The 26,121-nt window shown below is 37.1% G+C and carries 27 protein-coding genes; all 27 read left to right on the forward strand.

Annotated features, from left to right (window positions below; translation table 11 throughout):
* Positions 1–254 precede the first annotated feature (254 nt).
* The 27 genes from thiS to BHF70_RS11345 all read left to right on the forward strand — a co-directional run bounded on the left by thiS (position 255) and on the right by BHF70_RS11345 (position 25,815).
* Positions 255–449, forward strand: a complete 195-nt coding sequence (thiS, locus tag BHF70_RS11215; RefSeq protein WP_075760297.1) for a sulfur carrier protein ThiS — start codon at positions 255–257, stop codon at positions 447–449.
* Positions 450–546: 97 nt separating this feature from the next.
* A complete protein-coding gene (locus BHF70_RS11220; RefSeq protein WP_075760298.1) occupies positions 547–1,317 on the forward strand; it encodes a thiazole synthase in 771 nt (256 codons plus the stop codon).
* Positions 1,318–1,326: 9 nt separating this feature from the next.
* Positions 1,327–2,490: a 2-iminoacetate synthase ThiH gene (thiH, locus tag BHF70_RS11225; RefSeq protein ID WP_075760299.1), complete on the forward strand. Its 1,164-nt coding sequence runs from the start codon at positions 1,327–1,329 to the stop codon at positions 2,488–2,490.
* A 139-nt stretch (positions 2,491–2,629) separates the two neighbouring features.
* On the forward strand, positions 2,630–3,553 hold the full coding sequence (gene pyrF / locus BHF70_RS11230; RefSeq protein ID WP_075760300.1) for an orotidine-5'-phosphate decarboxylase: 924 nt from the start codon (positions 2,630–2,632) through the stop codon (positions 3,551–3,553).
* Positions 3,554–3,568: 15 nt separating this feature from the next.
* Positions 3,569–4,336 carry a dihydroorotate dehydrogenase electron transfer subunit gene (locus tag BHF70_RS11235; RefSeq protein WP_075760301.1) on the forward strand — a complete coding sequence of 256 codons (768 nt, stop codon included), beginning with the start codon at positions 3,569–3,571 and terminating at the stop codon, positions 4,334–4,336.
* Positions 4,336–5,238 carry a dihydroorotate dehydrogenase gene (locus BHF70_RS11240; protein ID WP_075760302.1) on the forward strand — a complete coding sequence of 301 codons (903 nt, stop codon included), beginning with the start codon at positions 4,336–4,338 and terminating at the stop codon, positions 5,236–5,238. Before BHF70_RS11235 ends, BHF70_RS11240 begins: the two co-directional genes overlap by 1 nt.
* A 28-nt stretch (positions 5,239–5,266) precedes the next feature.
* Entirely contained in the window at positions 5,267–5,692 is a 426-nt protein-coding gene (locus BHF70_RS11245; protein ID WP_075760303.1) for a CBS domain-containing protein, read from the forward strand.
* Between the two features lie 11 nt (positions 5,693–5,703).
* On the forward strand, positions 5,704–6,381 hold the full coding sequence (gene pyrE, locus BHF70_RS11250; RefSeq protein WP_075760304.1) for an orotate phosphoribosyltransferase: 678 nt from the start codon (positions 5,704–5,706) through the stop codon (positions 6,379–6,381).
* 2 nt (positions 6,382–6,383) lie between these two features.
* The gene (locus BHF70_RS11255) at positions 6,384–6,875 is read left to right on the forward strand and encodes a VanZ family protein (protein ID WP_075760305.1); all 492 of its coding nucleotides are present in this window, start codon (positions 6,384–6,386) and stop codon (positions 6,873–6,875) included.
* A complete protein-coding gene (locus BHF70_RS11260; RefSeq protein ID WP_075760306.1) occupies positions 6,862–7,188 on the forward strand; it encodes a hypothetical protein in 327 nt (108 codons plus the stop codon). Before BHF70_RS11255 ends, BHF70_RS11260 begins: the two co-directional genes overlap by 14 nt.
* A gap of 10 nt (positions 7,189–7,198) precedes the next feature.
* A complete protein-coding gene (locus BHF70_RS11265) occupies positions 7,199–7,786 on the forward strand; it encodes an HD domain-containing protein (RefSeq protein ID WP_075760307.1) in 588 nt (195 codons plus the stop codon).
* A 15-nt stretch (positions 7,787–7,801) separates the two neighbouring features.
* Positions 7,802–9,820 (forward strand): aminopeptidase, encoded by a 2,019-nt coding sequence (locus BHF70_RS11270; RefSeq protein ID WP_075760598.1) that lies wholly within the window; start codon positions 7,802–7,804, stop codon positions 9,818–9,820.
* Between the two features lie 41 nt (positions 9,821–9,861).
* Positions 9,862–10,365, forward strand: coding sequence for a 5-(carboxyamino)imidazole ribonucleotide mutase (gene purE, locus BHF70_RS11275; RefSeq protein WP_075760308.1), 504 nt, complete (start codon positions 9,862–9,864; stop codon positions 10,363–10,365).
* A gap of 31 nt (positions 10,366–10,396) precedes the next feature.
* Complete coding sequence (gene purM / locus BHF70_RS11280) at positions 10,397–11,422, forward strand: phosphoribosylformylglycinamidine cyclo-ligase (RefSeq protein WP_075760309.1); 1,026 nt, start codon at positions 10,397–10,399, stop codon at positions 11,420–11,422.
* Positions 11,416–12,051 carry a phosphoribosylglycinamide formyltransferase gene (purN, locus tag BHF70_RS11285; RefSeq protein ID WP_075760310.1) on the forward strand — a complete coding sequence of 212 codons (636 nt, stop codon included), beginning with the start codon at positions 11,416–11,418 and terminating at the stop codon, positions 12,049–12,051. Before purM ends, purN begins: the two co-directional genes overlap by 7 nt.
* Positions 12,051–12,656, forward strand: coding sequence for a C40 family peptidase (locus BHF70_RS11290; RefSeq protein WP_075760311.1), 606 nt, complete (start codon positions 12,051–12,053; stop codon positions 12,654–12,656). The genes purN and BHF70_RS11290 overlap by 1 nt, the downstream gene beginning before the upstream one ends.
* Positions 12,657–13,928 (forward strand): phosphoribosylamine--glycine ligase, encoded by a 1,272-nt coding sequence (gene purD / locus BHF70_RS11295; protein ID WP_075760312.1) that lies wholly within the window; start codon positions 12,657–12,659, stop codon positions 13,926–13,928.
* A 213-nt stretch (positions 13,929–14,141) separates the two neighbouring features.
* The gene (locus BHF70_RS11300) at positions 14,142–15,224 is read left to right on the forward strand and encodes a D-alanyl-D-alanine carboxypeptidase family protein (protein WP_075760313.1); all 1,083 of its coding nucleotides are present in this window, start codon (positions 14,142–14,144) and stop codon (positions 15,222–15,224) included.
* Between the two features lie 244 nt (positions 15,225–15,468).
* Positions 15,469–16,599 carry a tyramine oxidase subunit B gene (locus tag BHF70_RS11305; RefSeq protein WP_330390948.1) on the forward strand — a complete coding sequence of 377 codons (1,131 nt, stop codon included), beginning with the start codon at positions 15,469–15,471 and terminating at the stop codon, positions 16,597–16,599.
* Positions 16,600–16,619: 20 nt separating this feature from the next.
* A complete protein-coding gene (locus BHF70_RS11310) occupies positions 16,620–17,450 on the forward strand; it encodes a helix-turn-helix domain-containing protein (RefSeq protein ID WP_075760315.1) in 831 nt (276 codons plus the stop codon).
* A 1-nt stretch (position 17,451) separates the two neighbouring features.
* A complete protein-coding gene (locus BHF70_RS11315; protein WP_075760316.1) occupies positions 17,452–17,796 on the forward strand; it encodes a P-II family nitrogen regulator in 345 nt (114 codons plus the stop codon).
* A 12-nt stretch (positions 17,797–17,808) separates the two neighbouring features.
* Positions 17,809–19,215: an APC family permease gene (locus BHF70_RS11320; RefSeq protein ID WP_075760317.1), complete on the forward strand. Its 1,407-nt coding sequence runs from the start codon at positions 17,809–17,811 to the stop codon at positions 19,213–19,215.
* A gap of 131 nt (positions 19,216–19,346) precedes the next feature.
* Positions 19,347–19,736 carry a GntR family transcriptional regulator gene (locus tag BHF70_RS11325; protein ID WP_075760318.1) on the forward strand — a complete coding sequence of 130 codons (390 nt, stop codon included), beginning with the start codon at positions 19,347–19,349 and terminating at the stop codon, positions 19,734–19,736.
* Entirely contained in the window at positions 19,733–22,195 is a 2,463-nt protein-coding gene (locus BHF70_RS11330) for an ATP-dependent Clp protease ATP-binding subunit (protein WP_075760319.1), read from the forward strand. The genes BHF70_RS11325 and BHF70_RS11330 overlap by 4 nt, the downstream gene beginning before the upstream one ends.
* 69 nt (positions 22,196–22,264) lie before the next feature.
* Positions 22,265–22,678: an endosialidase gene (locus BHF70_RS11335; protein WP_075760320.1), complete on the forward strand. Its 414-nt coding sequence runs from the start codon at positions 22,265–22,267 to the stop codon at positions 22,676–22,678.
* A gap of 24 nt (positions 22,679–22,702) precedes the next feature.
* Complete coding sequence (gene radA / locus BHF70_RS11340; RefSeq protein ID WP_075760321.1) at positions 22,703–24,061, forward strand: DNA repair protein RadA; 1,359 nt, start codon at positions 22,703–22,705, stop codon at positions 24,059–24,061.
* Between the two features lie 92 nt (positions 24,062–24,153).
* Positions 24,154–25,815 carry a glutamine--tRNA ligase/YqeY domain fusion protein gene (locus BHF70_RS11345; RefSeq protein ID WP_075760322.1) on the forward strand — a complete coding sequence of 554 codons (1,662 nt, stop codon included), beginning with the start codon at positions 24,154–24,156 and terminating at the stop codon, positions 25,813–25,815.
* Positions 25,816–26,121 lie beyond the last annotated feature (306 nt).

Consider the following 26,121-nt stretch of genomic DNA (forward strand, 5'->3'; position numbering starts at 1 on the left):
TAGAGTGAGTTCGTTAAAAGGTTCACGAAGGGGCACACCACCTCGGGTGTGGGTTTCTTCGTGGACCTTTTTTATTACATAGGAAATTCCTATGTAATAAAAAACGCTCCGCGCGGATGTGCACGATGTGCAAAGGAAAACAATTAAAACTGCTACACATCGGCACGCCAAGCGGAGCAAGTCCCTTATGATTGAGGGATACAGGGAGTTGACAGCGGACTTGTCCGCTTTGTTCTTAAACAGGAGGATTTTATATGAAAGTAAATGGTGAGATGAAACCTTTAGAAACAGAAATGTCTCTTGAAGATTTTCTTGTCAGAGAAGGTTATCAGATTGCGCGAATTGCAGTAGAACGTAATGGAGAAATTGTTCCAAAGGGTGAGTATACAAATGTGATTTTAAGTGATGCAGATACACTGGAAGTGGTTTCTTTTGTTGGAGGCGGCTGATATATCAGATAGAAGATGAATTCCGTGTCAAGACTTTTGAGATGGTTTTGAATGGAAACAGAAATAAAATAAAAAAGTTTTTTAAAGGAGAAATATAATGAAACAGGATAAGTTGGTAATTGGTGGACACGAGTTTGACTCCAGATTTATTTTAGGCTCTGGGAAATATTCCCTGGATTTGATTAACGCAGCTGTACAAAATGCAGGTGCAGAGATTATAACATTGGCTTTAAGAAGAACAAATACAGGAGATACAGCAAATATTCTGGATTACATCCCAGAAGGAGTAACTTTGCTGCCAAATACATCAGGAGCAAGAAATGCAGAAGAAGCTGTTCGAATTGCAAGACTTGCAAGAGAAGTAGGGTGTGGTGATTTTATTAAAATCGAAGTCATTCATGACTCAAAATATCTGCTTCCAGACAATTATGAAACAATTAAAGCAACAGAGATTCTTGCAAAAGAAGGATTTGTTGTAATGCCATATATGTATCCGGATTTGAATGCAGCAAGAGACCTGGTAAATGCAGGTGCAGCATCTATTATGCCTTTAGGTGCACCAATTGGTTCCAATAAAGGAATTTGTACAAAAGATTTTATCCAGATTCTCATTGATGAAATTGATCTTCCAATTATTGTAGATGCAGGAATTGGAAAACCTTCACAGGCATGTGAAGCTATGGAAATGGGTGCTGCAGCAGTTATGGCTAATACAGCCATTGCAACAGCAGGGGATATCCCGGCTATGGCAGAAGCCTTCAAAAAAGCTATTGAAGCAGGAAGAAGTGCTTACCTTGCCGGCCTTGGAAGAGTTATTGAAAAAGGTGGAAGTGCATCTTCACCACTGACAGGATTTTTAAAGGACTAGGAGGATATCATGAGCGAAAGAATAGATGAACATACAGATCATATGAAATATACAGAAGATATGGAAGCAATTGATTCTGATATTATGGATAAAGTCATTGCCGAAATGAATGCATTTGATCCGGAAAAATATACAGCAGAAGATGTAAAACGTGCATTAAATGCGGAGACTTGTTCCCCAGAAAACTTTAAAGCTCTGCTTTCACCGGCAGCACTGCCTTTTCTGGAGGAAATTGCACAAAAGGCACAGAAAGAAACAAGAAAACATTTTGGTAATTCAGTTATGATGTTCACACCGTTATATATTGCAAATTACTGTGAGAATTACTGTATTTATTGTGGTTTTAACTGTCATAATAAAATTAAACGTGCAAAGCTCAATGCAGAAGAAATAGAAAAGGAAATGAAAACTATTGCGGAAACCGGACTGGAGGAAGTTTTAATTCTTACAGGAGAAAGTCCGAAAATGTCTGATGTGGAATATATTGGAGAGGCATGTAAAATAGCAAGAAAATATTTTAAGGTTGTCGGACTTGAAGTTTATCCAATGGATTCCAAAGATTATGCATATCTTCATGAATGTGGTGCAGATTTTGTAACAGTATTCCAGGAAACTTATAATTCAGAGAAATACAAGACATTACATTTAGGCGGAAGAAAGAGAATCTTCCCATACCGTTTCAATGCGCAGGAACGTGCAGTCATGGGAGGAATCCGTGGTGTCGGTTTTGCAGCACTTCTTGGTTTGGATGATTTCCGTAAAGATGCTCTGGCAACAGGAATGCATGCTTATCTTCTTCAGAGGAAATATCCTCATGCAGAAATCGCATTTTCATGTCCAAGATTACGTCCGATCATTAACAATGATAAAATTAATCCAAAAGATGTTCATGAACCGCAGCTATTGCAGATAATCTGTGCATATCGTATTTTTATGCCGTTTGCAAGTATTACCATTTCCAGCAGAGAATGTGCAAGGTTCCGTGATAATATCATTCAGATTGCAGCAACCAAGATTTCAGCAGGAGTAAACGTTGGAATTGGTGGACATACTGGAGAAGAAAAAGGTGATGAGCAATTTGAAATTGATGATGCAAGAAATGTAGAAGAAATTTATCATGCCATCGAGGAAAACGGAATGCAGCCGGTTATGACGGATTATATTTATGTATAAAACAAATGTTAAAGTAAAAGGAAGTTGAAAAACTTCCTTTTTTCTTTCTTAAGAACTGCTTCCGTATCTTGTCCTAGGCGATTTTTCATGTTATGATTAATTGAATATGCAAAGATAGCTAAAAAAAGGAGAAATTGCCATGATCAATCAGTTAGTAAAAAACATCAAAAAACTGGATGCACCGATTGTTGTAGGGTTAGATCCTATGCTTGATTACGTGCCGGAACATATTATGAAGGCAGCAATTGAGGAATATGGAGAAACACTGGAAGGTGCAGCCGAAGCCATATGGCAATATAATAAAGGAATTATTGACAGCGTATATGACCTGATTCCGGCAGTGAAGCCTCAGATTGCCATGTATGAGCAGTTTGGAATTCCGGGCCTCGTTGCATTTAACAAAACCTGTGAGTATGCAAAGAGCAAAGGACTGGTCATCATCGGAGATATTAAACGTGGAGACATTGGTTCTACATCAAAAGCATATGCTATAGGACATGTAGGTCAGGTACAGATTGGAAGTAAAAAATATAGCGGATTTTGTGAAGATTTTGTAACAGTGAATCCGTATCTTGGAAGTGATGGAGTTCGTCCGTTTATGGAAGTCTGCAGGGAAGAAAAGAAAGGGATGTTTGTTCTTGTGAAAACATCCAATCCGTCCAGTGGAGAATTCCAGGATCAGGAAGTTAATGGAAAGCCAATATATGAAATGGTAGCCGAGAAAGTTGCTTCCTGGGGAGAAGAATTAATGGGAGATGGTTATAGCTATGTAGGAGCCGTTGTAGGAGCGACTTATCCAAAGATGGGAGAAATCCTGCGAAATGTTATGCCAAAAGCATATATTCTGGTACCTGGATATGGAGCACAGGGTGGACAGGCAAAAGATCTGGCACCATTCTTTAACGAAGATGGTCTTGGAGCTATTGTTAACTCCTCCAGAGGTATTATTTGTGCATACAAACAGGAACAGTACAGTCAGTTTGGAGCTGAGAATTATGCAGACGCATCAAGACAGGCAGTACTGGATATGAAAGAAGATTTAAGACAGGCTTGGGAACGATAAGAAAGGAAGATGCCAATGAGTAAAAAACAGGTTATAGCCCAAATTTTATCACAGACATCTTTGGCAGATGGAATTTATGATATGACATTAAAAGCAGAAGACATAGCATCCGAGGCAAAGGCCGGACAGTTTATTTCTGTTTATGTAAATGATAAAAGCAAAATTCTGCCAAGACCGATCAGTATTTGTGGGATTAACAAAGAAGAAGGAACTTTAAGAATTGTATATAGAGTAGCTGGGGAAGGAACAAAGCAGTTGTCAGGTTACGGTCAGGGAGATTCTGTTAAGATTCTTGGACCGTTAGGTAACGGATTTACTCAAAAAGACAGTAAAGCGATTTTAATTGGAGGCGGCATTGGGATTCCACCGATGCTGGAACTTGCTAAAGGGCTTTCATGCGACAAGACTATTGTTCTGGGATATCGTGACAGTCAGATGTTTCTGAAAGAAGAGTTTGAACCATATGGCGAAGTGGTTATTTCTACGGAAGATGGTTCTGTGGGAACAAAGGGAAATGTTATTGATGCAATAAAAGAGCAGGCAGTGGCGGGAAGTATTATTTATGCATGTGGTCCTACTCCGATGCTTCGAGGAATCAAAGCATATGCAGAAGAACATGATATAGAAGCACAGATTTCCTTGGAAGAGCGTATGGCATGTGGAATTGGAGCATGTCTTGCATGTGTCTGTAAGTCAAAAGAAATTGATGCACATTCACATGTTCACAATAAACGCATTTGTAAAGATGGACCTGTTTTTGATGCCAGGGAGGTGGAACTGTAATGAATTTATCAGTAAATATTGCAGGGGTTACCATGAAAAATCCGGTAACTACCGGCTCTGGAACATTCGGTTCCGGACAGGAATATAACGAATTTGTTGATTTAAGTCAGCTGGGAGCAGTTACAACAAAGGGAGTTGCCAATATTCCATGGCCGGGAAATCCAACACCAAGAGTAGCAGAAGTGTATGGAGGAATGCTCAATGCCATTGGATTACAGAATCCTGGAATTGATGTATTTGTAGAAAGAGATATTCCATTTTTAAAAGATGCAGGGGCTACTATTATTGTAAATGTATGTGGAAAATCTGAAAAAGATTATGTTGAAGTAGTAGAGCGTCTTGCAGAACAGCCGGTTGATCTGTTAGAAATCAATGTTTCATGTCCAAATGTAAAAGAAGGTGGAATTGCTTTTGGACAAGATCCTAAGGCTTTATATGACATTACAAAAGCTGTAAAAGCCAAAGCCAGACAGCCAATTATTATGAAACTTAGTCCAAACGTTACAGATATTACAGAAATGGCAAAAGCAGCAGTAGACGCTGGAAGTGATGCATTATCTTTGATCAATACATTAACAGGTATGAAAATAGATATTGAAAGAAGAGACTTTGTTCTGGCCAATAAGACAGGAGGCATGTCCGGACCTGCAATAAAACCGGTTGCAGTCCGTATGGTTTATCAGGTGGCAAATGCAGTCGATGTACCAATCATTGGCATGGGTGGAATTGCCACAGCAGAAGATGCACTGGAATTTATTATGGCAGGTGCCACAGCCGTTTCAGTAGGAACAGCTAATTTTATTGATCCGACATCTACGATTAATGTTATTAAAGGAATAGAAGATTATATGAGACGTCATCAGATTGAAGATATTAAGGAATTGATTGGATGTGTCAAATAATCCGTTATAGAAAAAGGAGGGAGAAGATATGAATATATTATTTTTTCTGACTCCCAAAAAAGAAGTTGCGTATATTCCTGCATCAGATACATTAAGGCAGGCACTTGAAAAAATGAGATATCACGGATATACTGCAGTGCCGATGCTTACAAAAGAAGGGAAATATGCAGGAACCATAACAGAGGGGGATATTTTGCGGGCTATGCAGGATTTCTGTAACTGGAGTCTGGAAGCTGCAGAAAAAGTAAAAATTCTTGATATCCATCGAAGAAGGGATAATCAGTCCATATTGATTGATACAGATATGAATGATCTTGTGGATGTAATCATGGATCAGAATTTTGTACCGGTTAACGATGACCAGGGAAATTTTATCGGAATCGTGACAAGAAAAGATGTAATTCAATTTTATTACAATGAATATAAAAAAGTAAATCAACCATTAAGAGAATAGGAGTAGAAAATATGGAACAGTATAAAAAAGAATTTATTGAATTTATGATTGATTGCAATGTACTGAAGTTTGGAGATTTTGTAACAAAAAGTGGAAGAAATACACCATTTTTTGTTAATACAGGTTTTTACAGAACAGGTTCACAGTTACGTAAATTAGGTGAATATTATGCAAAAGCAATTGAAAGTAAATTCGGATTTGAGTTTGATGTATTATTTGGACCGGCGTACAAAGGTATTCCATTAAGTGTTGCTGCATCTATTGCAATTTCTGAAAAATATGATAAGGATATTCGTTATTGCGCGAACCGTAAAGAAGTAAAAGATCATGGAGATAAGGGAATTCTTCTTGGAAGTCCTATTGAAGACGGTGATAAGGTTGTAATCATCGAAGATGTAACAACAGCAGGTACCTCCATTCAGGAAACACTTCCAATAGTGAAAGCGCAGGGAGATGTGGATGTTCTTGGACTGGTTGTCTCTGTGGATCGTATGGAACGGGGTCAGGGAGAAAAAAGCGCATTAGATGAAATCCATGAAAAGTATGGATTGGAAACTACAGCAATCGTAACAATGGAAGAGGTTGTTGAACATCTGTATAATAAACCATATAAAGGGAAAGTTATCATTGATGATACATTAAAGGCTGCAATTGATGCATACTATGAAAAATATGGTGTAAAACATTAAGGATGGTTTCAGTGACAATTGAGAAAAAAAGAATAGGGCGTTTTAGTATAAAGATACTTTTTTACTTATATATTATTCTTATATTTTATTTTGTACTGCTAAGCGAGAGATATGGGAGGGAGACTGGTTATCAGACCTCCCATGTCAATTTTATTTTTTTAAAAGAAATTCGCAGATTTTGGGAATATCGGCATTTATTATCTTTGGAAGCTTTTATAACTAATTTGTTTGGTAATATTTTTGCATTTAGTCCCTTTGGATTTATGATTCCAATCGTAACGGAGAAGAGAAAGGGATGTATTCGTGCAGTTTTAGGCACATTTATTTTCAGTCTGGTAATCGAAACCAGCCAGTTGATTATGAAAGTGGGAGTGTTTGATGTGGATGATCTTCTGCTGAATACAGTAGGTGGATTTATTGGATATATTTTGTATAGAATTTTACTGGAAATTAGCCAAATCTTAGAAAGAAGGCATATACATGGGAAGAAATAGAAAGAAGAAATTTGCATATCGTCCATCAGACAGGGTAGTTTCCAGAGCATCTGCTGTTTCTGCTTTTTTAGGAATAGTGGGAATTGTTGGTTATGGATTGCTGATTGCGGGATCATTTTATTCAGAAGGAAATGGTGGTGTAATATATGGACTTGCAGGATGGGCAATTCTGATAATGTCAATTGTGGGGCTGCGCCTCTCAATAAAAAGTTTTGAAGATACGGCATCTATGGTAATATGGAAAATCATCGGATGTACAACCAACGGACTCGTTTTAGTATTTTCTGCTATTATTTTTATTCTAGGAATATAAGGAGACTATTATGAAGCGTTTAGAACAACAGATGAATTTTATTATTGAAATTGATAAGCTTAAGAATATTGTTCGTCAAACTTATGTGTCCAGTGGAGAACGAAAAGAAAACGATGCAGAGCATGCATGGCATTTTGCTATTATGGCAGTTTTACTTGCAGAATATGCAAATGAGCCTATAGATGTTTTGAAAGTGATAAAAATGGCATTAATCCATGATCTGGTGGAGATTGATGCAGGTGATACTTATCTATATGATGAAGAAGGAACGAAAACAAAGGCAGCACGTGAAATGAAGGCAGCTAACCGAATTTATCATTTACTGCCGGAGGATCAGGGGAAAGAGCTGTTTGATCTCTGGAGAGAGTTTGAGGAAAGAAAAACACCAGAAGCAAAGTTTGCAGCTACTTTGGATCGTACAGAACCGATTCTTTTAAATGACGCAACCGATGGAAAAGCATGGTTGGAGCATGGAATTACAGAAAAGCAGGTAAGAGAAAGAAATCTGCATACAAAAGAGGGTTCTGTTGCAATCTGGCAGTATCTGGAAGGTATTTTTGACAAGAATATAGAAAAAGGGAAAATTAAAAGGAGATAGCTAGTTTTGGATCCAATGTTAATAGAAAGACATGAGTTGAATCAAACCGGATTAGAGACTGTTTTACAAGAAGTGAAACAGGGTGGTAAGTATGCTGCGTATTTTAAAAAAGTGGCAGAAATGCTGCAGTATTTAAACGATATTTATGATGTGCAGCCAAAAACATTAGAACAGCTGAAAAAATGGAATCAGGAATGGTATGCAGAGATATCATCAGCAGCTTATGAAATGAGCTTTGCCAATCCAGAATTTTCTATAAAACAGGTGGGAATTGATTTTGGCCAGCTTTTCAGTTTTTTATTTGCAGAAATGCGTTGTGGATTTATTTATGCAGTAGAAGGAAGATTGTTTGATCTTGTAATTAATAATGAGTTATTTTTGGAAGTATATCAGGTTTTTCGTGATGGTGAAGAACATCCTGAAAAAATCAGACAGATTATATATGAACATATGAGAGATTACAGCAGTGATGTTTTTGAATATCGTATTCAGGAACAACTAAATCCAGAACTTTCTTTTGCAACAGATATTGTTATGAAGTCAGATTTATCAAATCCGGATTTTCTGTATCAGTATGGAGAATATATTTCAGAAAATGAAATCCGGACACTTGAATTTCTGAATCATCTTCCTAAAGAAAAAATTCGGGATATTGCAAAAACATATGTGGAAGGTTTTCATGAAGGATTTATTGTAAATAACATCGATATGACTCCCAAAAGGACTGTTAATATAAGATATAGCATTGGATTTGAACCGATTATTCGTGAAGCGGTGAAGCAATTTGCAGAAATTGGATTATCTCCTGTTATATATCGTTGCGGACATTCCACTCTGGTCAGAGGATTAAATAAAATAGGATATGTTTCATCCAGTCCAAATCTTCAATATGAATATGACCATAGATATGATCAGGCAGTTTACTTTGATAACCGATTTATGAAACATAAGCTGGAATGTTATAAAAACTCCTATGAAAAATGGAAAGAAGAGGCATTTGTATTTGCAGGTCCGGCATGTATGGAAACTTTTGGGGAAACTCCATTTCTACCGCAGAATAAAGAGGCAAATTATAAATTATCAAAAAAGCAGCAGGAGTTATCTGTAGAGTTTCAAATCAAGGCTTCAGAGATTATGAATCAATATATAAAACCTGACCAGAGAAGTTTTACCATTATAGCGTATCCTGTTCCAGAAATTGGAGAAGATTTTGAAAAGATTTTTCAGGAAGTTATTAAAGTAAATACGCTAGACAAAAAAATGTATTGTGAAATACAGCAGAAACTTATTGATGCTTTAGATCAGGCAGTGGAAGTTCATGTACAAGGTGAAGGAAATAACCAGACGGATTTATATATTGCTATGCATGACCTGCAAAATCCTGATCAGGAAACTAATTTTGAAAATTGTCTGGCAGATGTAAATATTCCGGTAGGTGAGGTATTCACTTCACCAAAACTGGCTGGGACTAATGGAATTCTACATGTTGGGGAAGTTTATCTGAACGATTTGAAATTTATTGATTTAAAGCTGGAATTTAAAGATGGAAAAATTGTTTCATATTCCTGTAAAAATTTTAGCAGTGAAGAAGAAAATAAAGAATTTATCAAAGAGAATCTTCTATATAATAGAGATACACTTCCAATGGGAGAGTTTGCAATTGGAACAAATACGACAGCCTATGTAATGGCAAAAAAATATGATATTTTATATAAATTACCAATTTTGATTGTTGAAAAAATGGGACCGCATTTTGCAGTGGGAGATACATGTTACAGCCACAATGAAGAAACAGAGGTTCATAATCCTGATGGAAAAGAAATTGTGGCAAAACATAATGAATGTTCAATAGAGGGAGAATATTTCCAGTGTCATACAGATATTACGATTCCTTATGAGGAACTGGATACTATCACAGCAATTGGACTTGGCGGAGAGGAAATACCATTGATCAGGAAAGGTATGTTTGTGCTACCGGGAACAGAAAGGTTAAATGAAGCATTGACGGGAAACGGTCAAGTTAGTAAAATGTAAGTGAAAAAATAAATTAGAATATAAACTTAAGGAGAAAAAAGATGGCAAAAGTAGCAATTGTAATGGGAAGCGATTCAGATATGCCTGTTATGAGAAAGGCAGCAGAATTTTTAGACGAGATGGGAATTGACTTTGAGATGACAATCATTTCTGCACACAGAGAACCGGATATTTTCTTTGAATGGGCAAAAGGCGCAGAAGACAGAGGCGTAAAGGTTATCATTGCAGGAGCAGGAAAAGCAGCACATCTTCCAGGTATGTGTGCGGCATTATTCCCAATGCCAGTCATTGGTATCCCAATGAAGACATCAGATTTAGGAGGAGTGGATTCATTATATTCCATCGTACAGATGCCATCTGGAATCCCGGTTGCAACAGTAGCAATTAACGGGGGATTAAATGCAGGAATTCTTGCAGCAAAGATTCTTGCGACATCAGATTCAGATCTTTTAGCTAAATTAAAAGATTACAGCGAGACAATGAAACAGTCTGTAGTAGAAAAAGCTGAAAAGCTTGATCAGGTTGGTTATAAAGACTATAAGTAATATTTCAAGTCATTTAGGAGGATTTTAACAAATGGATTACAAAAAAGCAGGTGTAGATATTGAAGCGGGATATAAATCTGTTGAGCTGATGAAAGAGCATGTTAAAAGAACCATGCGTCCAGAGGTTTTAGGAGGTCTTGGAGGATTCTCCGGTGCATTTTCTTTGGAAAAAATCAAAGAAATGGATGATCCGGTTTTATTATCCGGTACAGATGGATGTGGAACAAAAGTAAAACTTGCCATGATTCTGGACAAGCATGATACCATTGGTATTGATGCGGTAGCAATGTGCGTGAATGATATTGCGTGTGCAGGAGGAGAACCATTATTCTTCCTGGATTATATTGCATGTGGAAAGAATTATCCTGAAAAGATTGCAACTATTGTTAGTGGTGTGGCAGAAGGATGTGTTCAGTCAGATGCAGCGTTGATTGGAGGAGAAACAGCAGAACATCCAGGATTAATGCCAGAAGATGAATATGATCTGGCAGGATTTGCTGTTGGTGTATGTGACCGTAAGAATCTGATTACAGGAGAAAACTTAAAAGAGGGAGATGTTTTGATTGGTATGGCATCTACCGGTGTTCATAGTAATGGATTTTCTCTGGTCCGTAAAGTTTTTGAAATGACAGAAGAATCTTTAAATACATATTATGATGAGCTTGGAACAACTTTAGGAGAAGCACTTCTGGCTCCAACAAGAATTTATGTTAAGGCATTAAAATCTGTGAAAAATGCAGGAGTTACAGTGAAGGCCTGCAGTCATATCACAGGTGGCGGATTCTATGAAAATATTCCAAGAATGTTACCGGAAGGAATTCACGCAGTTGTTCATAAAGATTCCTACGAAGTTCCTGCAATCTTTAAACTTCTGGCAGAAACAGGAAATATTGATGAAGAAATGATGTACAACACATATAATATGGGACTTGGAATGATCGTTGCAGTAGATCCGGCTGATGTGGATACAACATTAGAAGCATTAAAAGCAGCTGGAGAAACAGCTTATGTTGTAGGTGAAGTCAAAGAAGGAGACAAAGGAGTTACTTTATGCTAAAGTTGGCTGTTTTAGTATCTGGAGGAGGAACAAATCTGCAGGCAATCATTGATGGAATTGAGAACCAGACCATTACCAATGCAGAAATTAATGTGGTCATCAGTAACAATAAAAATGCATATGCACTGGAACGTGCTAAAAAACATAATATTGATGCGGTTGCATTGTCTCCAAAAGATTTTGAATCCAGAGAGTTGTTTAATGAAGCACTGTATCAGGAACTGGTTGACCGAAAGATTGATTTGATTGTACTTGCAGGATGTCTGGTGGTTATTCCGGAAAAGATTATCAAAACATTTGAAAACCGGATTATTAACATCCACCCATCTTTAATTCCATCTTTTTGTGGAACAGGATATTATGGGCTGAAAGTTCATGAAAAAGCACTGGAACGTGGAGTGAAAGTATCAGGTGCAACGGTACATTTTGTAGACGAGGGAACTGACACAGGACCAATCATCAATCAGAAAGCCGTTTATGTTGAAGAAGGTGATACACCGGAGACTCTTCAGAGACGAATTATGGAACAGGCAGAATGGGTTATCATGCCAAAAGCCATTGATGATATTGCTAATGGACGAATTTGTGTAAAAGATGGGAAAGTAAAATTTACTTCTAAGGAAGCATAATGAAAAGATTTCTGATCAGAGCAGTGATCATTATAGGGATTATGGCAACAGCCATCTGGTTTTCTCTATTTAAGAATAATTTTAATAAAGAGAACCCGAAAAAGATCACAAAAACGGCAGAATATAAAACAAAAGAAAAGATTGAGAAGCCAAAGAATGAACAAACCAAAAAGGCGATAGCAGAGGCTTTGGAAATCTATAAAGAAAAACCTGTTTATAGCCAGAGCAAAAGGATGCTTGATGGATATGTGGACTGCAGTTCTTATGTATGGAGATGCTGGTCCAAGGCAGGAATTTCCTTTGGACAGGAGGATTATGCACCAACGGCAGCAGAGATTGCCAGATGGTGTCGGGAAAATAACAGATTACTATCGATGAAAACTGTCAATGGTCATAGTGAGAAACTGGAACCGGGAGATTTGATTTTCTATACAAAGCGAAAAGGAAACAACGGACGTTTCAAAAATATCGCACATGTGGGAATCTACATTGGAAATGGGAAAATGCTTCATGCAGACGGAGCTTCTCCTTCTTACCAGGACCCATGGTACCGGAAAACAGCAGCAGTGGCTAGACCGGCAGGTATAGCAGAAAGGGAAAGATAAATGAAGGTTTTAATCGTAGGAAGCGGCGGAAGAGAACATGCAATTGCCTGGGCAGTAGCTAAAAGCCCAAAAGCAGATAAAATTTACTGTGCACCTGGAAATGCAGGAATTGCAGAATTTGCAGAATGTGTTGATATTGGAGCAATGGAATTTGAGAAGCTGGTTGCATTTGCAAAAGAAAAAGAAATTGATTTGACTATCATCGGTATGGATGATCCTCTGGTAGGAGGAATTGTAGATGCATTTGAGTCAGAAGGATTAAGAGTCTTTGGACCTCGAAAAAATGCTGCGATTATTGAGGGATCCAAAGCTTTTTCCAAGGATTTAATGAAAAAGTACAATATTCCAACAGCAGCATATGAGAATTTTACAGACCCGGATGAAGCATTAAAATATCTGGAAACAGCAAAAATGCCGATTGTTTTAAAGGCCGACGGACTAGCACTTGGAAAAGGTGTATTAATCTGTAATACATTAGAAGAAGCAAAAGAGGGAGTAAAAACCCTGATGCTGGATAAACAGTTTGGTGATGCCGGAAATGAAATTGTTATTGAAGAATTTATGACAGGAAGAGAAGTATCTGTTCTTGCATACTGTGATGGAAAGACTATTAAATGTATGACATCTGCACAAGATCATAAACGTGCAAAAGATGGTGATCAGGGACTTAATACAGGCGGAATGGGAACATTTTCACCTAGTCCTTTCTACACAAAAGAAGTAGAAGAGTTTTGTGAGAAATATGTTTATCAGCCAACCATTGATGCAATGGCAGCAGAGGGAAGACCTTTTACCGGAATTCTATTTACAGGTCTGATGCTTACAGCTGATGGTCCAAAAGTGCTGGAGTATAATGCACGTTTTGGAGATCCGGAAGCACAGGTAGTTCTTCCTCGTATGAAGAATGATATTATTGATGTGATGGAAGCATGTATTGATGGAAAACTTGCAGATGTAGAACTGGAATTTGAAGATAATGCAGCTGTATGTGTCGTACTTGCATCTGATGGATATCCGGAAAAATATGATAAAGGTTTTGAAATCAAAGGTCTGGATACATTTAAGGATAAAGATGGATATTACGTATTCCATGCAGGAACTAAATTTGATGGTGACAAGATTGTAACCAATGGAGGACGTGTTCTTGGTGTTGTAGCCAAAGGAGATAATCTGAAAGCAGCCAGAGCTAATGCATATGAAGCAACAGAGTGGATTGACTTTGCAAATAAATACAAGAGAAATGACATTGGAAAAGCCATTGATGAGGCATAGATATAATTGAAAAGAGACAGAAAACAGGACAAGTCCTTCAGGTTCAGAAATGAATCTGAATGGACTTGTGCGCTTTGTTGATGCTCTGATTGCGTACCGGATTAAAAGTTGACTCGTTTTAAAAAATCATGTATACTAAATAAAAAATAAAATAAGTAGAAATACACGTCAGCCTGATAACAAAGGGCTGGCGGTTTTTTTGAGGGATTTTTTATGAAACAAATAAAACGAATTATAAATATATTGATCATATTATTAACAGCATCATTTTCCACATCTCCTGTTTCAGCAGTGGAGAGTGCTCCTAAAATTGTGGGAGAATCCGCAATTGTCATTGATGTAGAAACAGGTGATGTATTATATGAAAAAAATCCGGATATTAAACATTATCCGGCAAGTATTACAAAATGCATGACAGCATTGGTTGTTTTGGAAAATCGGGATCTTGATGATACGGTGGAATATAGTAATGAGGCATTATTGTCCATTGAATCGGGGAGTAGTGCTGCATACATTAAACCAGGAGAAATTATGACGGTGGAAGAAAGTCTGTATGTTATGATGCTGCATTCTGCCAATGATGTTGCTCATGGACTGGCTTATGAGGTAGGTGGAGATCTTCCTGGTTTTGCGCAAATGATGAATAAAAAGGCAAAAGAACTGGGATGTACGGACACTAATTTTGTAAATGCCAGTGGATTGAATGATTCTAATCATTATACGACAGCATCGGATATAGCTAAAATTGCACAGGCAGCGTATTGTAATGAAATTCTTCAGAAAATCATGGGGACGGTACGCTATGAACAGCCTGCTACAAATCTGACCAAGAATACTCGGACGTGGATCAATGGGAATCGAATGATTCGTGAAGGCAGTGAGTATTATTATGAACCTTGCCTTGGAGGAAAGACTGGTTATACTGTAGCTGCTGGAGGAACTTTGATTACTTATGCCAGACTTCATGATAGAGTTCTTGCCTGTGTCATTTTAAAAAGTCAAAATTCTGCAAAAGCTTATGAGGATAGTATTAAGTTATATAAATATATAGATGAAAATAAAGATTTTTCTGTCTATCAGCAAAGAAGTGTAGAGCAAAAAAATAAAGAATCAGTAGAAGAAAATACCCAAACTCAGAAAACCATAATGAAAGAAACAGGTAACATATTAAAAACTGCCATTGAGAAAATAAAAGATGATTGGATTTTGATTGTTTTCATTGTTTTGCTTTTTCTTTATGTAAAAAGAAGAATTCATCTGAAAAGAAAGGCAATAGCAAGAGAAAAGGCAAGGTAAAGAGCGAAAGCGAAGGCAAGACAACGAGAGAGAGAACGACGTAGAAGATATTATTAAATATAGATGAAAAACTCTTGAAAAATTATTTCACATCCTGTATAGTAAAAAAGTAAAAAATGAGTATCGTTTTTTACAATACATAATTTTGTATCTGTGATAAGATGATTACTATAGAAATTAACGAAGTTCAGTCAAAGGTGTCTGTATTCTATGCAGGCATCTTTTTGTTTTATGGGAGGAAATTATGGATACAAAAATCAAATTTTTATATTTAAGTGAACCCGATATGATTAAAGCCGGTGTAAAAGACATGGACCAGTGTGTGCAAGTCATGGAGAATATGTTGATTACCCTTAAAAAAGGTGATTACGTAATGGGTGGAAATAACCACAATTCTCATGGAACTCAGGTGACATTTCCTGATGACCCGAAATTTCCGGGGATGCCAAAGAACGCAGATGACCGTCGATTTATGGCAATGCCTGCTTATCTTGGAGGAGATACACAAATGGCAGGAATGAAATGGTATGGCTCCAATGTGGAAAATAAGAAAAGCGGGTTGCCACGATCCATTTTAATGATGATGCTTAACGATAAAGATACAGGAGCTCCAGTGGCAATGATGTCAGCAAATCTGGTAAGCAGTTATCGTACAGGAGCTATTCCAGGAGTAGGAGCAAAATATCTTGCCAGAAAAGATGCTTCAACGGTTGCAATCGTTGGACCTGGAGTTATGGGAAAAACCTCTCTGAGAGCATTTGTTAGTACATGTCCAAATCTGGATACATTGAAAGTAAAAGGTCGTGGGAAAAAATCCATGGATTCTTTCTTGAAATTTGTGAAAGAAGAGTGTCCACAGCTTAAAAATATTACAGTATGCGACACAGTAGAAGAAGCAGTGCGAGATAGTGATATTGTCTGCATGACTACAACAGCTCCGGTAAAAGAGAAAGATTTCCAGTATATTGACAAGGCATGGGTGAAGAAAGGTGCATTGATTTGCATGCCTTCTGCAGCGAGATTTGACGATGACTTTTTGATTAATGATTGTAAACTTGTTGTGGATAATTACAAACTGTATGAAGCGTGGGCAGAAGAATTTCCATATCCTAGCTATGAAATGGTACAGATTATCGGGTCTAAATTTACAGATCTTATGCATGAAGGAAAAATCCAAAGAGATGACATTATTGATCTTGCAGATATTATGATGGGAAATCATCCGGGAAGAGAAAGTGACGATGATATTATTATTTATTCTGTAGGAGGAATGCCTGTAGAAGATATTGCATGGGGAAATGTTGTTTATCAAAATGCTATGGAGAAAGGAATTGGAATTGAACTTCCTCTTTGGGATGTTCCTGAAATGGCATAGATCCAGGAGGAGTGAATGCTATGGAAAAAGAAGTGCCATATGATGTTATGGTACAGCCATATGTTTCTATGTATACAAGTAAATATCATTCAATGGTGCAAAGAAAATATGGAATTTCTCATTTTTATGAGTTTACAATAGAACATGAGTCTGAGAAGCAGATTCAGGCAGTTCCAGATGGAAGTGTGGATCTCCTTTTCGATATTGGTCAGAACAATGTTCGAACGTACATTGGTGGAACAGTATTACAGGCAAAAAACTGGCCGTTGACTGAAGGAAAAACATACTTTGGTGTTCGCTTTCAGCCGGGAAAATGTATTTTACCAAAGGAATTAGCGATTCAACAGATCATTGATAAAGATTTGGAAATTGATGGTAACAATTTTGGAGATCATTTAACAGAAGAATTGCAGGAACAAGATAGTCTGAGAAATCGTGCACATATTTTTTTAAAAAAGTATTTAGTGAATCAGGAAGAAGGCTTCCAGCAAAATGACCCAACTATGTTGTTGGAAAATTATATTCAAAGACGAATTTACGAAAGTCATGGAAATATCAGTATAAAACAACTGGCTGATGAAACCAGTTATACTGAATGCTATATAAGAAGAGTATTTAAAAAAGTTCATGGAATCAGTCCAAAAGTATTTGAACGATTTGTACGATTTCAGAATTTATTAAAACAAATGGATGTAATGGGGAAATCCAGTGAAATGGAGGAAATGGCCTTATCATGCGGATATTATGATCAATCTCATATGATAAAAGATTTTAAATCCTTTGCTGGTATGACGCCGGAAATATATTTGCAATTACTAAATAATAAAAAGAAAAACACAGGAGGACTTTGATATGAGTTTATCAAAAATTGAAATTATTACAGGAATGTCAAAATTACCAAATCTAAAAGCAGTTTTAAGTAAAGCTGGAGTGCGTGGAATGACGGTAACTCAGGTATTGGGATGCGGAATTGAAAAAGGAACCCGTGAATACGAAGTAGACGATGATTATGAAATGGAATTGCTTCCTAAACAGCAGATTAGTATTGTTGTTGAAAAAGAAAAGGTTGATGAAATTGTCGAAATTGTAAAACATGAATTATATACAGGACATATCGGAGATGGAAAGATTTTTGTATTTGGTATTGATAATGTAATCAGAGTGAGAACCGGTGATGAGGGAATAGATGCATTATAGTTGGAGGCGCATATGGAAAATGAAAAAAAACTGGGATTAAGAAATGTTGTTTCGGTTTCCGTAGGATTGGTTATTGCTACCAGCTGTCTGGTTTCTTTAGGACAAGGTGCTGGAACCATAGGTGTTGTATTTATTTTTGCAATGATTATGGCCTGTCTTTTAAATATGACAACAGTGGCATCACTTTCAGAGTTAAATGCTTTAATGCCGAATACAACAGGAGGACTGGCACAATATACACTGGCAAGTATGGGACCCTTCCCAACGCTTATATCAATGGTAGGAGGATATCTTCTGTGTAATGTTCTTTCATCAGGAGTAGAGGCATCAATTTTTGCTTATGCAATGGAACAGACATTTCATCTGCCGATTCCGCGAATTACTTATACTCTTGTGATGACGGTAGTGTTGCTGATTGCAAATTTAAGAGGTGTGGATATGTTCGCTAAGATTCAGGATCTGGTTGCGTATCTGCTGATTGGTTCTATGGCTCTGATGGGGCTTATGGGAGCATTGGGATTAGGAACAGGAAAAATGGTCCATCAGCCATGGAGTATGGCAACCGATTTTAAATCTGTCATTTCTATGACAGCAGTTGCATTTTGGCTGTTCATTGGTGCAGAATATGCAATACCGATTTCAAAAGAGGTAAAAAATGCTAAGAGAAATGTACCTTTGGGAATGATGCTTGGTCTGGCATTAATTTGTCTTGTTCAGTCTATACTGGTACTTGGATTTCATAATTATACAGATTGGGGAGAACTGGCGGACTCTGCAGCACCACATCTGTTATATGGCGTAAAACTTCTTGGACAGCCAGGAAAAATCTGGATGGCATTTGTTGCAGCTCTGGCAGTTATAAGCTCTCAGAATTCCGGGGTGCAGGGGCTATCTAGTATATGTCAGGGAATGGCAAAGATGAATATGATGCCACAGTGTTTTGCAAAGACTAATAAAAATGGAGTTCCATATGTTGGAGTATGGTTTGTCAGTATTGCCATTACAGTGTTTGCCATTGCAAGTAATGGTTCTACAGATGCCATCAGTTTCATGATTTTAGTGGGATCAGTATTTTGGATGATTTCTTATATTTTTGCACATATTGATGTATTAATCCTAAGGAAGAGGCTTCCTAAAGCACCTCGTTCTTTCAAAAGTCCAGGTGGAGGAATTTTACAGATTATTGGAATTCTGGGTACAGTTTATATGATTTTAAATATTTCTACTGATCCAACAGAAAAACATACCATATGGCTTTTGACTATTGTAGTTTTTGGAATATTGGCAGTATACGCATTTTTCTGGATTAAATATAAAATGAAGCTTCCAGTGTTTAAAAGCGTGCCGGTTGAAAAAGTTATGGCTATGGAAAATAGCATGTATTATGCGACTCGAAGAAAAAGAGGAATTGCAAATTAGAAATAGTATGAGTAAAGATCATGGACAAGAATTGTCTGTGATCTTTTTTTCTTGACAGGCTGTGCCTTTTATTATAGTCTGAGTATAACACAAACTAAAGAAAAGTAAAAAATAGAAAGAAGGGATTGCATATGGTATTGGAGATTGATTTCAATAGTGATGAAGCAATCTATGTCCAGCTTCGAAATCAGATTATATTAGGAATAGCATGTGAAGAATTTGCAGATGGTGAATCACTTCCTTCTGTACGTCAGCTGGCACAGATATTAGGTGTAAACATGCATACTGTAAATAAAGCATATGCTATTTTAAGAGAAGAAGGATATTTGAAATTAGACCGAAGAAAAGGTGCAGTAGTCAGCGTTGAAACTTTAGAGAAACAAAAAGAACTGGAAGCAATTGGAGAGAATCTCCAGCTGCTGGTTGCAGAAGCTGTCTGCAAGGGGATTACGAAAGAAGAGATGTGTTATCTTGTTGACTGCATGTATCAAAAGCTAGATAGAAATCAGGAGGGATTATGAACAGATTACCATTTACCAAACTTGCTGCAAGAGCTATAGAAGAAGGAAAAGAAATTGCAAAATATCTGGGATTTAAAGATATTAGCAGTATTTTTCTGATTCTCGGATTATACGGGACTGATGGATCTTTAGCCAGTGAAGTATTAAAAATGCATGGTCTTACCAGAGATATGCTGGAGGAATTTGTGCAGCAAAAGGCAACTCGACCTCAAGATGGAAGAAGAAAAGCCTCTCTTACCCCAAAAAGCGAAGCAATTTTAGAAATTGCAGGTGAAACTGCATTAAAATATGGATGTGATGCTATTGGAACAGAACATATTTTAATGGCTATGGTTCGAGATGGAGATAATGAAGCACTGGAGGTGTTAAAAAAGAATAAGATTGCACTGGATGGAATCTATACAGATATCCTTGTGACGGCAGGAATGGATTATAAAGTCGCCAAAGCGGAGTTTACAGAAGCAATCAATTCAGATATTTATGAGGGAGAGGGATCAGGAGATACTATACTGGAGCAGTACAGCACTGACCTGACAGAAAAGGCTTTAGAAGGACAGCTGGATCCTGTTATTGGAAGGATAGAAGAACTGGAACGTCTAATGCAGGTTTTAAGCCGTCGCACCAAGAATAATCCATGTCTTATCGGAGATCCTGGTGTTGGTAAAACAGCAATTGTAGAGGGATTGGCACAGAAAATCTCAAGTGGTATGGTACCATCACTTTTGAAAAATAAGAGAATTCTTTCATTAGATTTGACAAGGGTCATTGCGGGAACAAAATATCGTGGAGAATTTGAAGAGCGTATGAAGAGAATCGTTACGGAAGTAACAGAGGATCCGTCAATTATTTTATTTATAGATGAGATTCATACAATGATTGGAGCAGGTGGCTCAGAAGGGGCAATGGATGCATCCAATATATTAAAACCTGCATTGGCAAGAGGAGATTTTCAGCTGATCGGGGCAACTACCAGCGAGGAATATACAAAGTATTTTGAAAAAGATGCAGCGCTTGTAAGAAGATTTCAGCCGGTTAGAATTGAAGAACCATCCATTCAACAGACTGTGACGATTTTAAAAGGATTAAAATACAGATTTGAGGATTATCATAGAGTGCTGGTACCAGATGAGATTATAAATTTTATGGTTACATTATCAGATCGGTATATCAGTGACCGTTTTCTGCCAGATAAAGCAATTGATTTATTAGATGAAGCATGTGCAAGGAAACGTATGGGACTGTTGAAAAATTCTGAAGATTTTTATGAGGAAAAAAACCAGATCGAAATGCTGGTGCAACAAACAGAAGAAGCAATCTCTGACGGGGATATGGTAAAAGCCAGAAAAATTAAAGAAGAAAAACTGAAACTGCAGAAAGCTTTAGACAGCAAAATTAAAAGAATAAACAAAAAGCAGAATATTATTCCTGAGATTAATGAAGAAGATGTTGAAAATATAATTGCTTTGTGGACAAAAATTCCTGTTAATCAGTTGAAAAAAGGAGATCTGGAACGTCTTCGTAATCTGGAAAAAGAATTGCACAAGCAGGTGATTGGACAGGACCAGGCGGTTAAAGCTGTGGCAAAAGCAATCAAAAGAAGCAGAGTTGGATTAAAAGATCCAAAACGCCCAATTGGATCATTCCTGTTTCTTGGTCCAACAGGAGTTGGTAAGACAGAATTATCTAAAACACTGGCAAAAGCAATGTTCGGACGGGAAGAGGACCTGATTCGTGTAGATATGTCAGAATATATGGAAAAGCATAGTGTGTCAAAGATTATCGGATCTCCTCCAGGATATGTAGGATTTGGTGAAGGAGGACAGCTAAGTGAGCAGATTCGAAGGCATCCATATTCTGTTATTCTATTTGATGAAATTGAAAAAGCACATCCTGATGTATTTAATATTCTTCTTCAGGTACTTGATGATGGACATATTACAGATTCCAACGGAAGACAGGTAGATTTTAAAAATACAGTGATTATTATGACATCCAATGCAGGTGCCAATCGTATTATTGCACCAAAACAGTTGGGATTTGCTGCATCTATGGATAAAAAGAAGAATCATGAAATCATGACTAAAGGTGTAATGGAAGAAGTTAAACAGATTTTCAGACCAGAGTTTCTCAATAGAATTGATGAAACTATTGTATTTGCAGTGCTTACAAAAGAAGAAGTAAGAGAAATTGCAAAATTATTTATTAGTGATGTTAAAAGTCGTTTGATGAACAGTTATCAGATTTCCCTGAAAGTAACTCCAGGTGCCCTGGACTGGCTGGCAGAGAAAGGCTATGATGAGAACTATGGAGCAAGACCTCTTAGGAGAGTCATTCAAAGTGAAATTGAAGATGTTCTTGCAGACTGGATATTAGAAGGAAGATTAAAAAATGGCAGTCAGATGACTATTGGTAAGAAAGATAAAAAACTGACATTTTCTGTAAAGGAAGCTAGTAAATAAATAAGAAATATTATATAATAATAAAAGTATAAACGGTGCGTAACCAAACATTAATAGGAGGATAAAACAATGGCAGTGGTAACTGAATTATTTCGCAGCGAAGAGAATGGAACCCTTTGCTTTGGTGACTACACATTAGCAGCAAAAGCTAAAAAAGGTGATATCGAATTTGAAGGAGATATCTACAAAATTAAAACATTTAAGACAATGACAAAGCTGGATAAGAATGGACAGCTGATTTTTGAATCTGTACCTGGTTCAGCAGTACATAATTTTGTAGCTACAACAGATGGGGTTGCATTTGATATAGAATCTGACAGTGATGTTCAGGTTACTTTAGAGGTGGAACCACAGCAGGATTATAAAGTATATATTGATAATACGAATATTGGAACAATGAAAGCAAACCTTGCCGGAAAATTAACAATGGGAGTAGAGTTAAGTGAAGGAAGAGCTGTTTCAGTAAGAGTAAAGAAACAATAAAAGTATAAGAGGACAGGGGAATCTATGGCAAAGCAAAAGACCGTATATTTTTGCAGTGAATGTGGTCATGAATCTTCCAAGTGGATGGGACAGTGTCCTGCCTGTAAACAATGGAATACTTTTGTAGAAGAAAAGATAACAGCAGCCAAAAAAGGAGGGGCAAAGCCTGTAAAGGCTTCTGCCTCTCCTATGAGTATATCAGAGGTTACTGTTCAAAACGAAGAACGATTTCCAACAGGGATTCATGAATTAGATCGTGTACTTGGAGGAGGAATTGTGACCGGTTCTCTATCTCTGGTAGGTGGAGATCCTGGAATAGGAAAGTCAACTCTTCTTTTACAGGTATGCCGCAATCTTACTAATCAGGGTAGAAAAGTCTTGTATATATCCGGGGAAGAATCAATGCATCAGATTAAAATTCGCGCAGAAAGGATTGGTACATTTGAACAGGAAATGTTACTTTTCTGTGAGACAGATTTAGATGCAATCTGCAGTGCGATTCTGAAAACTAAACCACAATTTGTGGTGATTGATTCTATTCAGACTATGTACAGTGAAGAATTATCTTCTGCAGCAGGAAGTGTGTCCCAGGTACGGGAAGTAACATCACAGATGATGCGAATTGCAAAAGAGGAGAATATTGCAGTATTTATCGTTGGACATGTAACCAAAGAGGGTGTTGTTGCGGGTCCAAGAACATTAGAACATATGGTAGATACTGTGCTTTATTTTGAAGGAGAGCGGGAAGCGGTATATCGAATTTTAAGAGGTGTCAAAAATCGTTTCGGTTCAACAAATGAAATAGGCGTATTCGAAATGTGTTCAAATGGACTGATGGAGGTGGAGAATCCTTCTAAGACCATGCTAAGTGGTAGACCATTAGATGCATCTGGCTCTGTAGTAGTTTGTTCCATGGAAGGAACCAGACCGATTTTAATTGAAATTCAGGCATTGATTTCACCTACCAGTTTTCAGATGCCCAGAAGAACAGCGGTAGGTATTGATTATAACAGAGTGAATCTTCTAATGGCTGTATTGGAAAAACGAGTTGGATTACAACTGGGAGGCTGTGATGCCTATGTGAATCTGGCAGGCGGAATGAGACTTGGAGAACCTGCAATTGATCTTGGTGTTATAATGGCTATTGCATCCAGTTACAAGAATATGTCGATTTCGCAGGATACGATTATTTTTGGAGAAGTAGGACTGGTTGGAGAAATTCGTGGAGTATCTGGCGGGGAAGCAAGAATAAAGGAAGCTGAAAAGCTGGGATTTAAAAGATGTATTCTGCCGCAGGCTAATGTAGATCAATTAAAAATTTTCACGAATATGAAACTAATGGGCGTATCAAATGTTCTTGAAGCCTTGGATTTAATTGGCTGATAAGAGAAAAATACAGAGTATGTGGAGATATACTTGATTATATTGTGCAGATAATTTAAGATAAGGAAAGAAATATCATATGGAGGACAGACATGGAAGAAACTGTATCAAAGAATTTTATAGAACAGATTATTGATAAAGATATAGAAGAGGGACATTGTAAAAAAGTGGTTACAAGATTCCCGCCAGAACCAAATGGGTATTTGCACATTGGTCATGCAAAGTCTATTTTATTAAATTATGGATTGGCTCAGGAGTATAATGGAGAATTTCATTTTCGATTTGATGATACCAATCCAACAAAAGAAAAAGAGGAATTTGTTCAATCTATCAAAGAAGATGTAGAATGGCTTGGAGCAGATTACAAAGAACACATTTATTTTGCGTCAGATTATTTTGATAAAATGTATGAATGTGCGGAATTTCTGATCAAAAAAGGAAAAGCATATGTATGTGATCTGACACCGGAACAGATCCGTGAATATCGTGGAACATTGACAGAACCTGGAAAGAACAGTCCATATCGAGATCGTACACCGGAAGAAAATCTGCAGTTATTCCGTGATATGCGTGATGGTAAATTCCCGGATGGAAGTAAAGTACTTCGTGCCAAAATTGATATGACATCAGGTAATATGAATATGAGAGATCCGATTCTCTATCGTATTGCCAGAATGGAACATCATAATACAGGTAACAAGTGGTGTATTTATCCAATGTATGATTTTGCCCATCCATTGGAAGATGCTTTTGAGGGAATTACACATTCTATTTGTACTTTAGAGTTTGAAGATCATAGACCATTATATGACTGGGTGGTAAATGAATGTGAATTTGAAAATCCGCCAAAGCAGATTGAATTTGCAAAATTATATCTGACTAATGTGGTTACTGGAAAACGATATATTAAAAAACTGGTAGAAGATGGAGTTGTAGATGGATGGGATGATCCAAGACTTGTTTCATTGTCTGCGTTGAGAAGAAGAGGATATACTCCTGAGGCTATCCGTAAATTTATGGAACTGGTAGGAGTAGCAAAGAGTCACAGTTCAGTGGATAATGCAATGCTTGAGTATTGTATCCGTGATGATCTGAAGTTAAAGAGACCTCGTATGGCAGCAATCCTAGATCCGATTAAACTGGTTATTACAAACTATCCAGATGATCAGATGGAATATGTGGAAGTGCCGAATAACCAGGAAAATGAAGAGATGGGAACAAGAACTGTTCCATTCTGTAAAGAATTATATATTGAAAGAGAAGACTTCAAGATTGAGAAACCGAAAAAATATCGTCGCCTCTATGTAGGTAACGAGGTTCGTCTTATGAATGCATATTTTGTAACCTGTACAGGATATGATGCTGATGAAGATGGAAATGTAACGACAGTTTACTGTACTTATGATCCTGCATCTAAAGGTGGCAACAGTCCTGATGGAAGAAAGGTCAGAGGAACCATTCACTGGGTAGCAGTTCCTACAGCAGTTCAGGCAGAAGTAAGATTATATGAAAATATCGTAGATGAAGAAAAAGGTGTTTATAACGAAGAAGATGGTACTATGAACATTAATCCAAATTCATTGACGATTATTGAAAATGCTTATGTAGAACCTGCTTTGAAAGAATTCAATCCAGGAGACAGTTTCCAGTTTATGAGAACCGGTTATTTCTGTATTGATACAAAGGATACCACAGAAGATCATCTGGTATTTAATCGAATTGTAAATCTGAAGAGTTCATATAAACCAAATTAAAACAAAAATTCACATGCTTCTCGGAACGCTTCCTTCGCTGGCGCTTCGTCCAGATGTGTCCGAGTTCGCAAGTGAGATTTTATAGTAGAAATAAAAATGAGATGTCTTATAAAAAAATAAGATGTCTCGTTTTTGTTACTTAATGAATGAAGATATATTAAAGTTAAAAAATTCACATGCTTCTTGGAACGCTTCTTTCGCTGGCGCTTCGTCCAGATGTGTCCGAGTTCGCAAGTGAGATTTTATAGTAGAAATAAAAATGAGATGTCTTATAAAAAAATAAGATGTCTCGTTTTTGTTACTTAA

The sequence above is a fragment of the Anaerostipes sp. 494a genome (genome assembly GCF_001940315.1).
GTDB lineage: Bacteria > Bacillota > Clostridia > Lachnospirales > Lachnospiraceae > Anaerostipes > Anaerostipes faecalis.

Coding starts and splice junctions, on each gene's coding strand:
- thiS (WP_075760297.1), top strand. CDS start 255: ATGAAAGTAAATGGTGAGATGAAACCTTTAGAAACAGAAATGTCTCTT.
- BHF70_RS11220 (WP_075760298.1), top strand. CDS start 547: ATGAAACAGGATAAGTTGGTAATTGGTGGACACGAGTTTGACTCCAGA.
- thiH (WP_075760299.1), top strand. CDS start 1,327: ATGAGCGAAAGAATAGATGAACATACAGATCATATGAAATATACAGAA.
- pyrF (WP_075760300.1), top strand. CDS start 2,630: ATGATCAATCAGTTAGTAAAAAACATCAAAAAACTGGATGCACCGATT.
- BHF70_RS11235 (WP_075760301.1), top strand. CDS start 3,569: ATGAGTAAAAAACAGGTTATAGCCCAAATTTTATCACAGACATCTTTG.
- BHF70_RS11240 (WP_075760302.1), top strand. CDS start 4,336: ATGAATTTATCAGTAAATATTGCAGGGGTTACCATGAAAAATCCGGTA.
- BHF70_RS11245 (WP_075760303.1), top strand. CDS start 5,267: ATGAATATATTATTTTTTCTGACTCCCAAAAAAGAAGTTGCGTATATT.
- pyrE (WP_075760304.1), top strand. CDS start 5,704: ATGGAACAGTATAAAAAAGAATTTATTGAATTTATGATTGATTGCAAT.
- BHF70_RS11255 (WP_075760305.1), top strand. CDS start 6,384: ATGGTTTCAGTGACAATTGAGAAAAAAAGAATAGGGCGTTTTAGTATA.
- BHF70_RS11260 (WP_075760306.1), top strand. CDS start 6,862: ATGGGAAGAAATAGAAAGAAGAAATTTGCATATCGTCCATCAGACAGG.
- BHF70_RS11265 (WP_075760307.1), top strand. CDS start 7,199: ATGAAGCGTTTAGAACAACAGATGAATTTTATTATTGAAATTGATAAG.
- BHF70_RS11270 (WP_075760598.1), top strand. CDS start 7,802: ATGTTAATAGAAAGACATGAGTTGAATCAAACCGGATTAGAGACTGTT.
- purE (WP_075760308.1), top strand. CDS start 9,862: ATGGCAAAAGTAGCAATTGTAATGGGAAGCGATTCAGATATGCCTGTT.
- purM (WP_075760309.1), top strand. CDS start 10,397: ATGGATTACAAAAAAGCAGGTGTAGATATTGAAGCGGGATATAAATCT.
- purN (WP_075760310.1), top strand. CDS start 11,416: ATGCTAAAGTTGGCTGTTTTAGTATCTGGAGGAGGAACAAATCTGCAG.
- BHF70_RS11290 (WP_075760311.1), top strand. CDS start 12,051: ATGAAAAGATTTCTGATCAGAGCAGTGATCATTATAGGGATTATGGCA.
- purD (WP_075760312.1), top strand. CDS start 12,657: ATGAAGGTTTTAATCGTAGGAAGCGGCGGAAGAGAACATGCAATTGCC.
- BHF70_RS11300 (WP_075760313.1), top strand. CDS start 14,142: ATGAAACAAATAAAACGAATTATAAATATATTGATCATATTATTAACA.
- BHF70_RS11305 (WP_330390948.1), top strand. CDS start 15,469: ATGGATACAAAAATCAAATTTTTATATTTAAGTGAACCCGATATGATT.
- BHF70_RS11310 (WP_075760315.1), top strand. CDS start 16,620: ATGGAAAAAGAAGTGCCATATGATGTTATGGTACAGCCATATGTTTCT.
- BHF70_RS11315 (WP_075760316.1), top strand. CDS start 17,452: ATGAGTTTATCAAAAATTGAAATTATTACAGGAATGTCAAAATTACCA.
- BHF70_RS11320 (WP_075760317.1), top strand. CDS start 17,809: ATGGAAAATGAAAAAAAACTGGGATTAAGAAATGTTGTTTCGGTTTCC.
- BHF70_RS11325 (WP_075760318.1), top strand. CDS start 19,347: ATGGTATTGGAGATTGATTTCAATAGTGATGAAGCAATCTATGTCCAG.
- BHF70_RS11330 (WP_075760319.1), top strand. CDS start 19,733: ATGAACAGATTACCATTTACCAAACTTGCTGCAAGAGCTATAGAAGAA.
- BHF70_RS11335 (WP_075760320.1), top strand. CDS start 22,265: ATGGCAGTGGTAACTGAATTATTTCGCAGCGAAGAGAATGGAACCCTT.
- radA (WP_075760321.1), top strand. CDS start 22,703: ATGGCAAAGCAAAAGACCGTATATTTTTGCAGTGAATGTGGTCATGAA.
- BHF70_RS11345 (WP_075760322.1), top strand. CDS start 24,154: ATGGAAGAAACTGTATCAAAGAATTTTATAGAACAGATTATTGATAAA.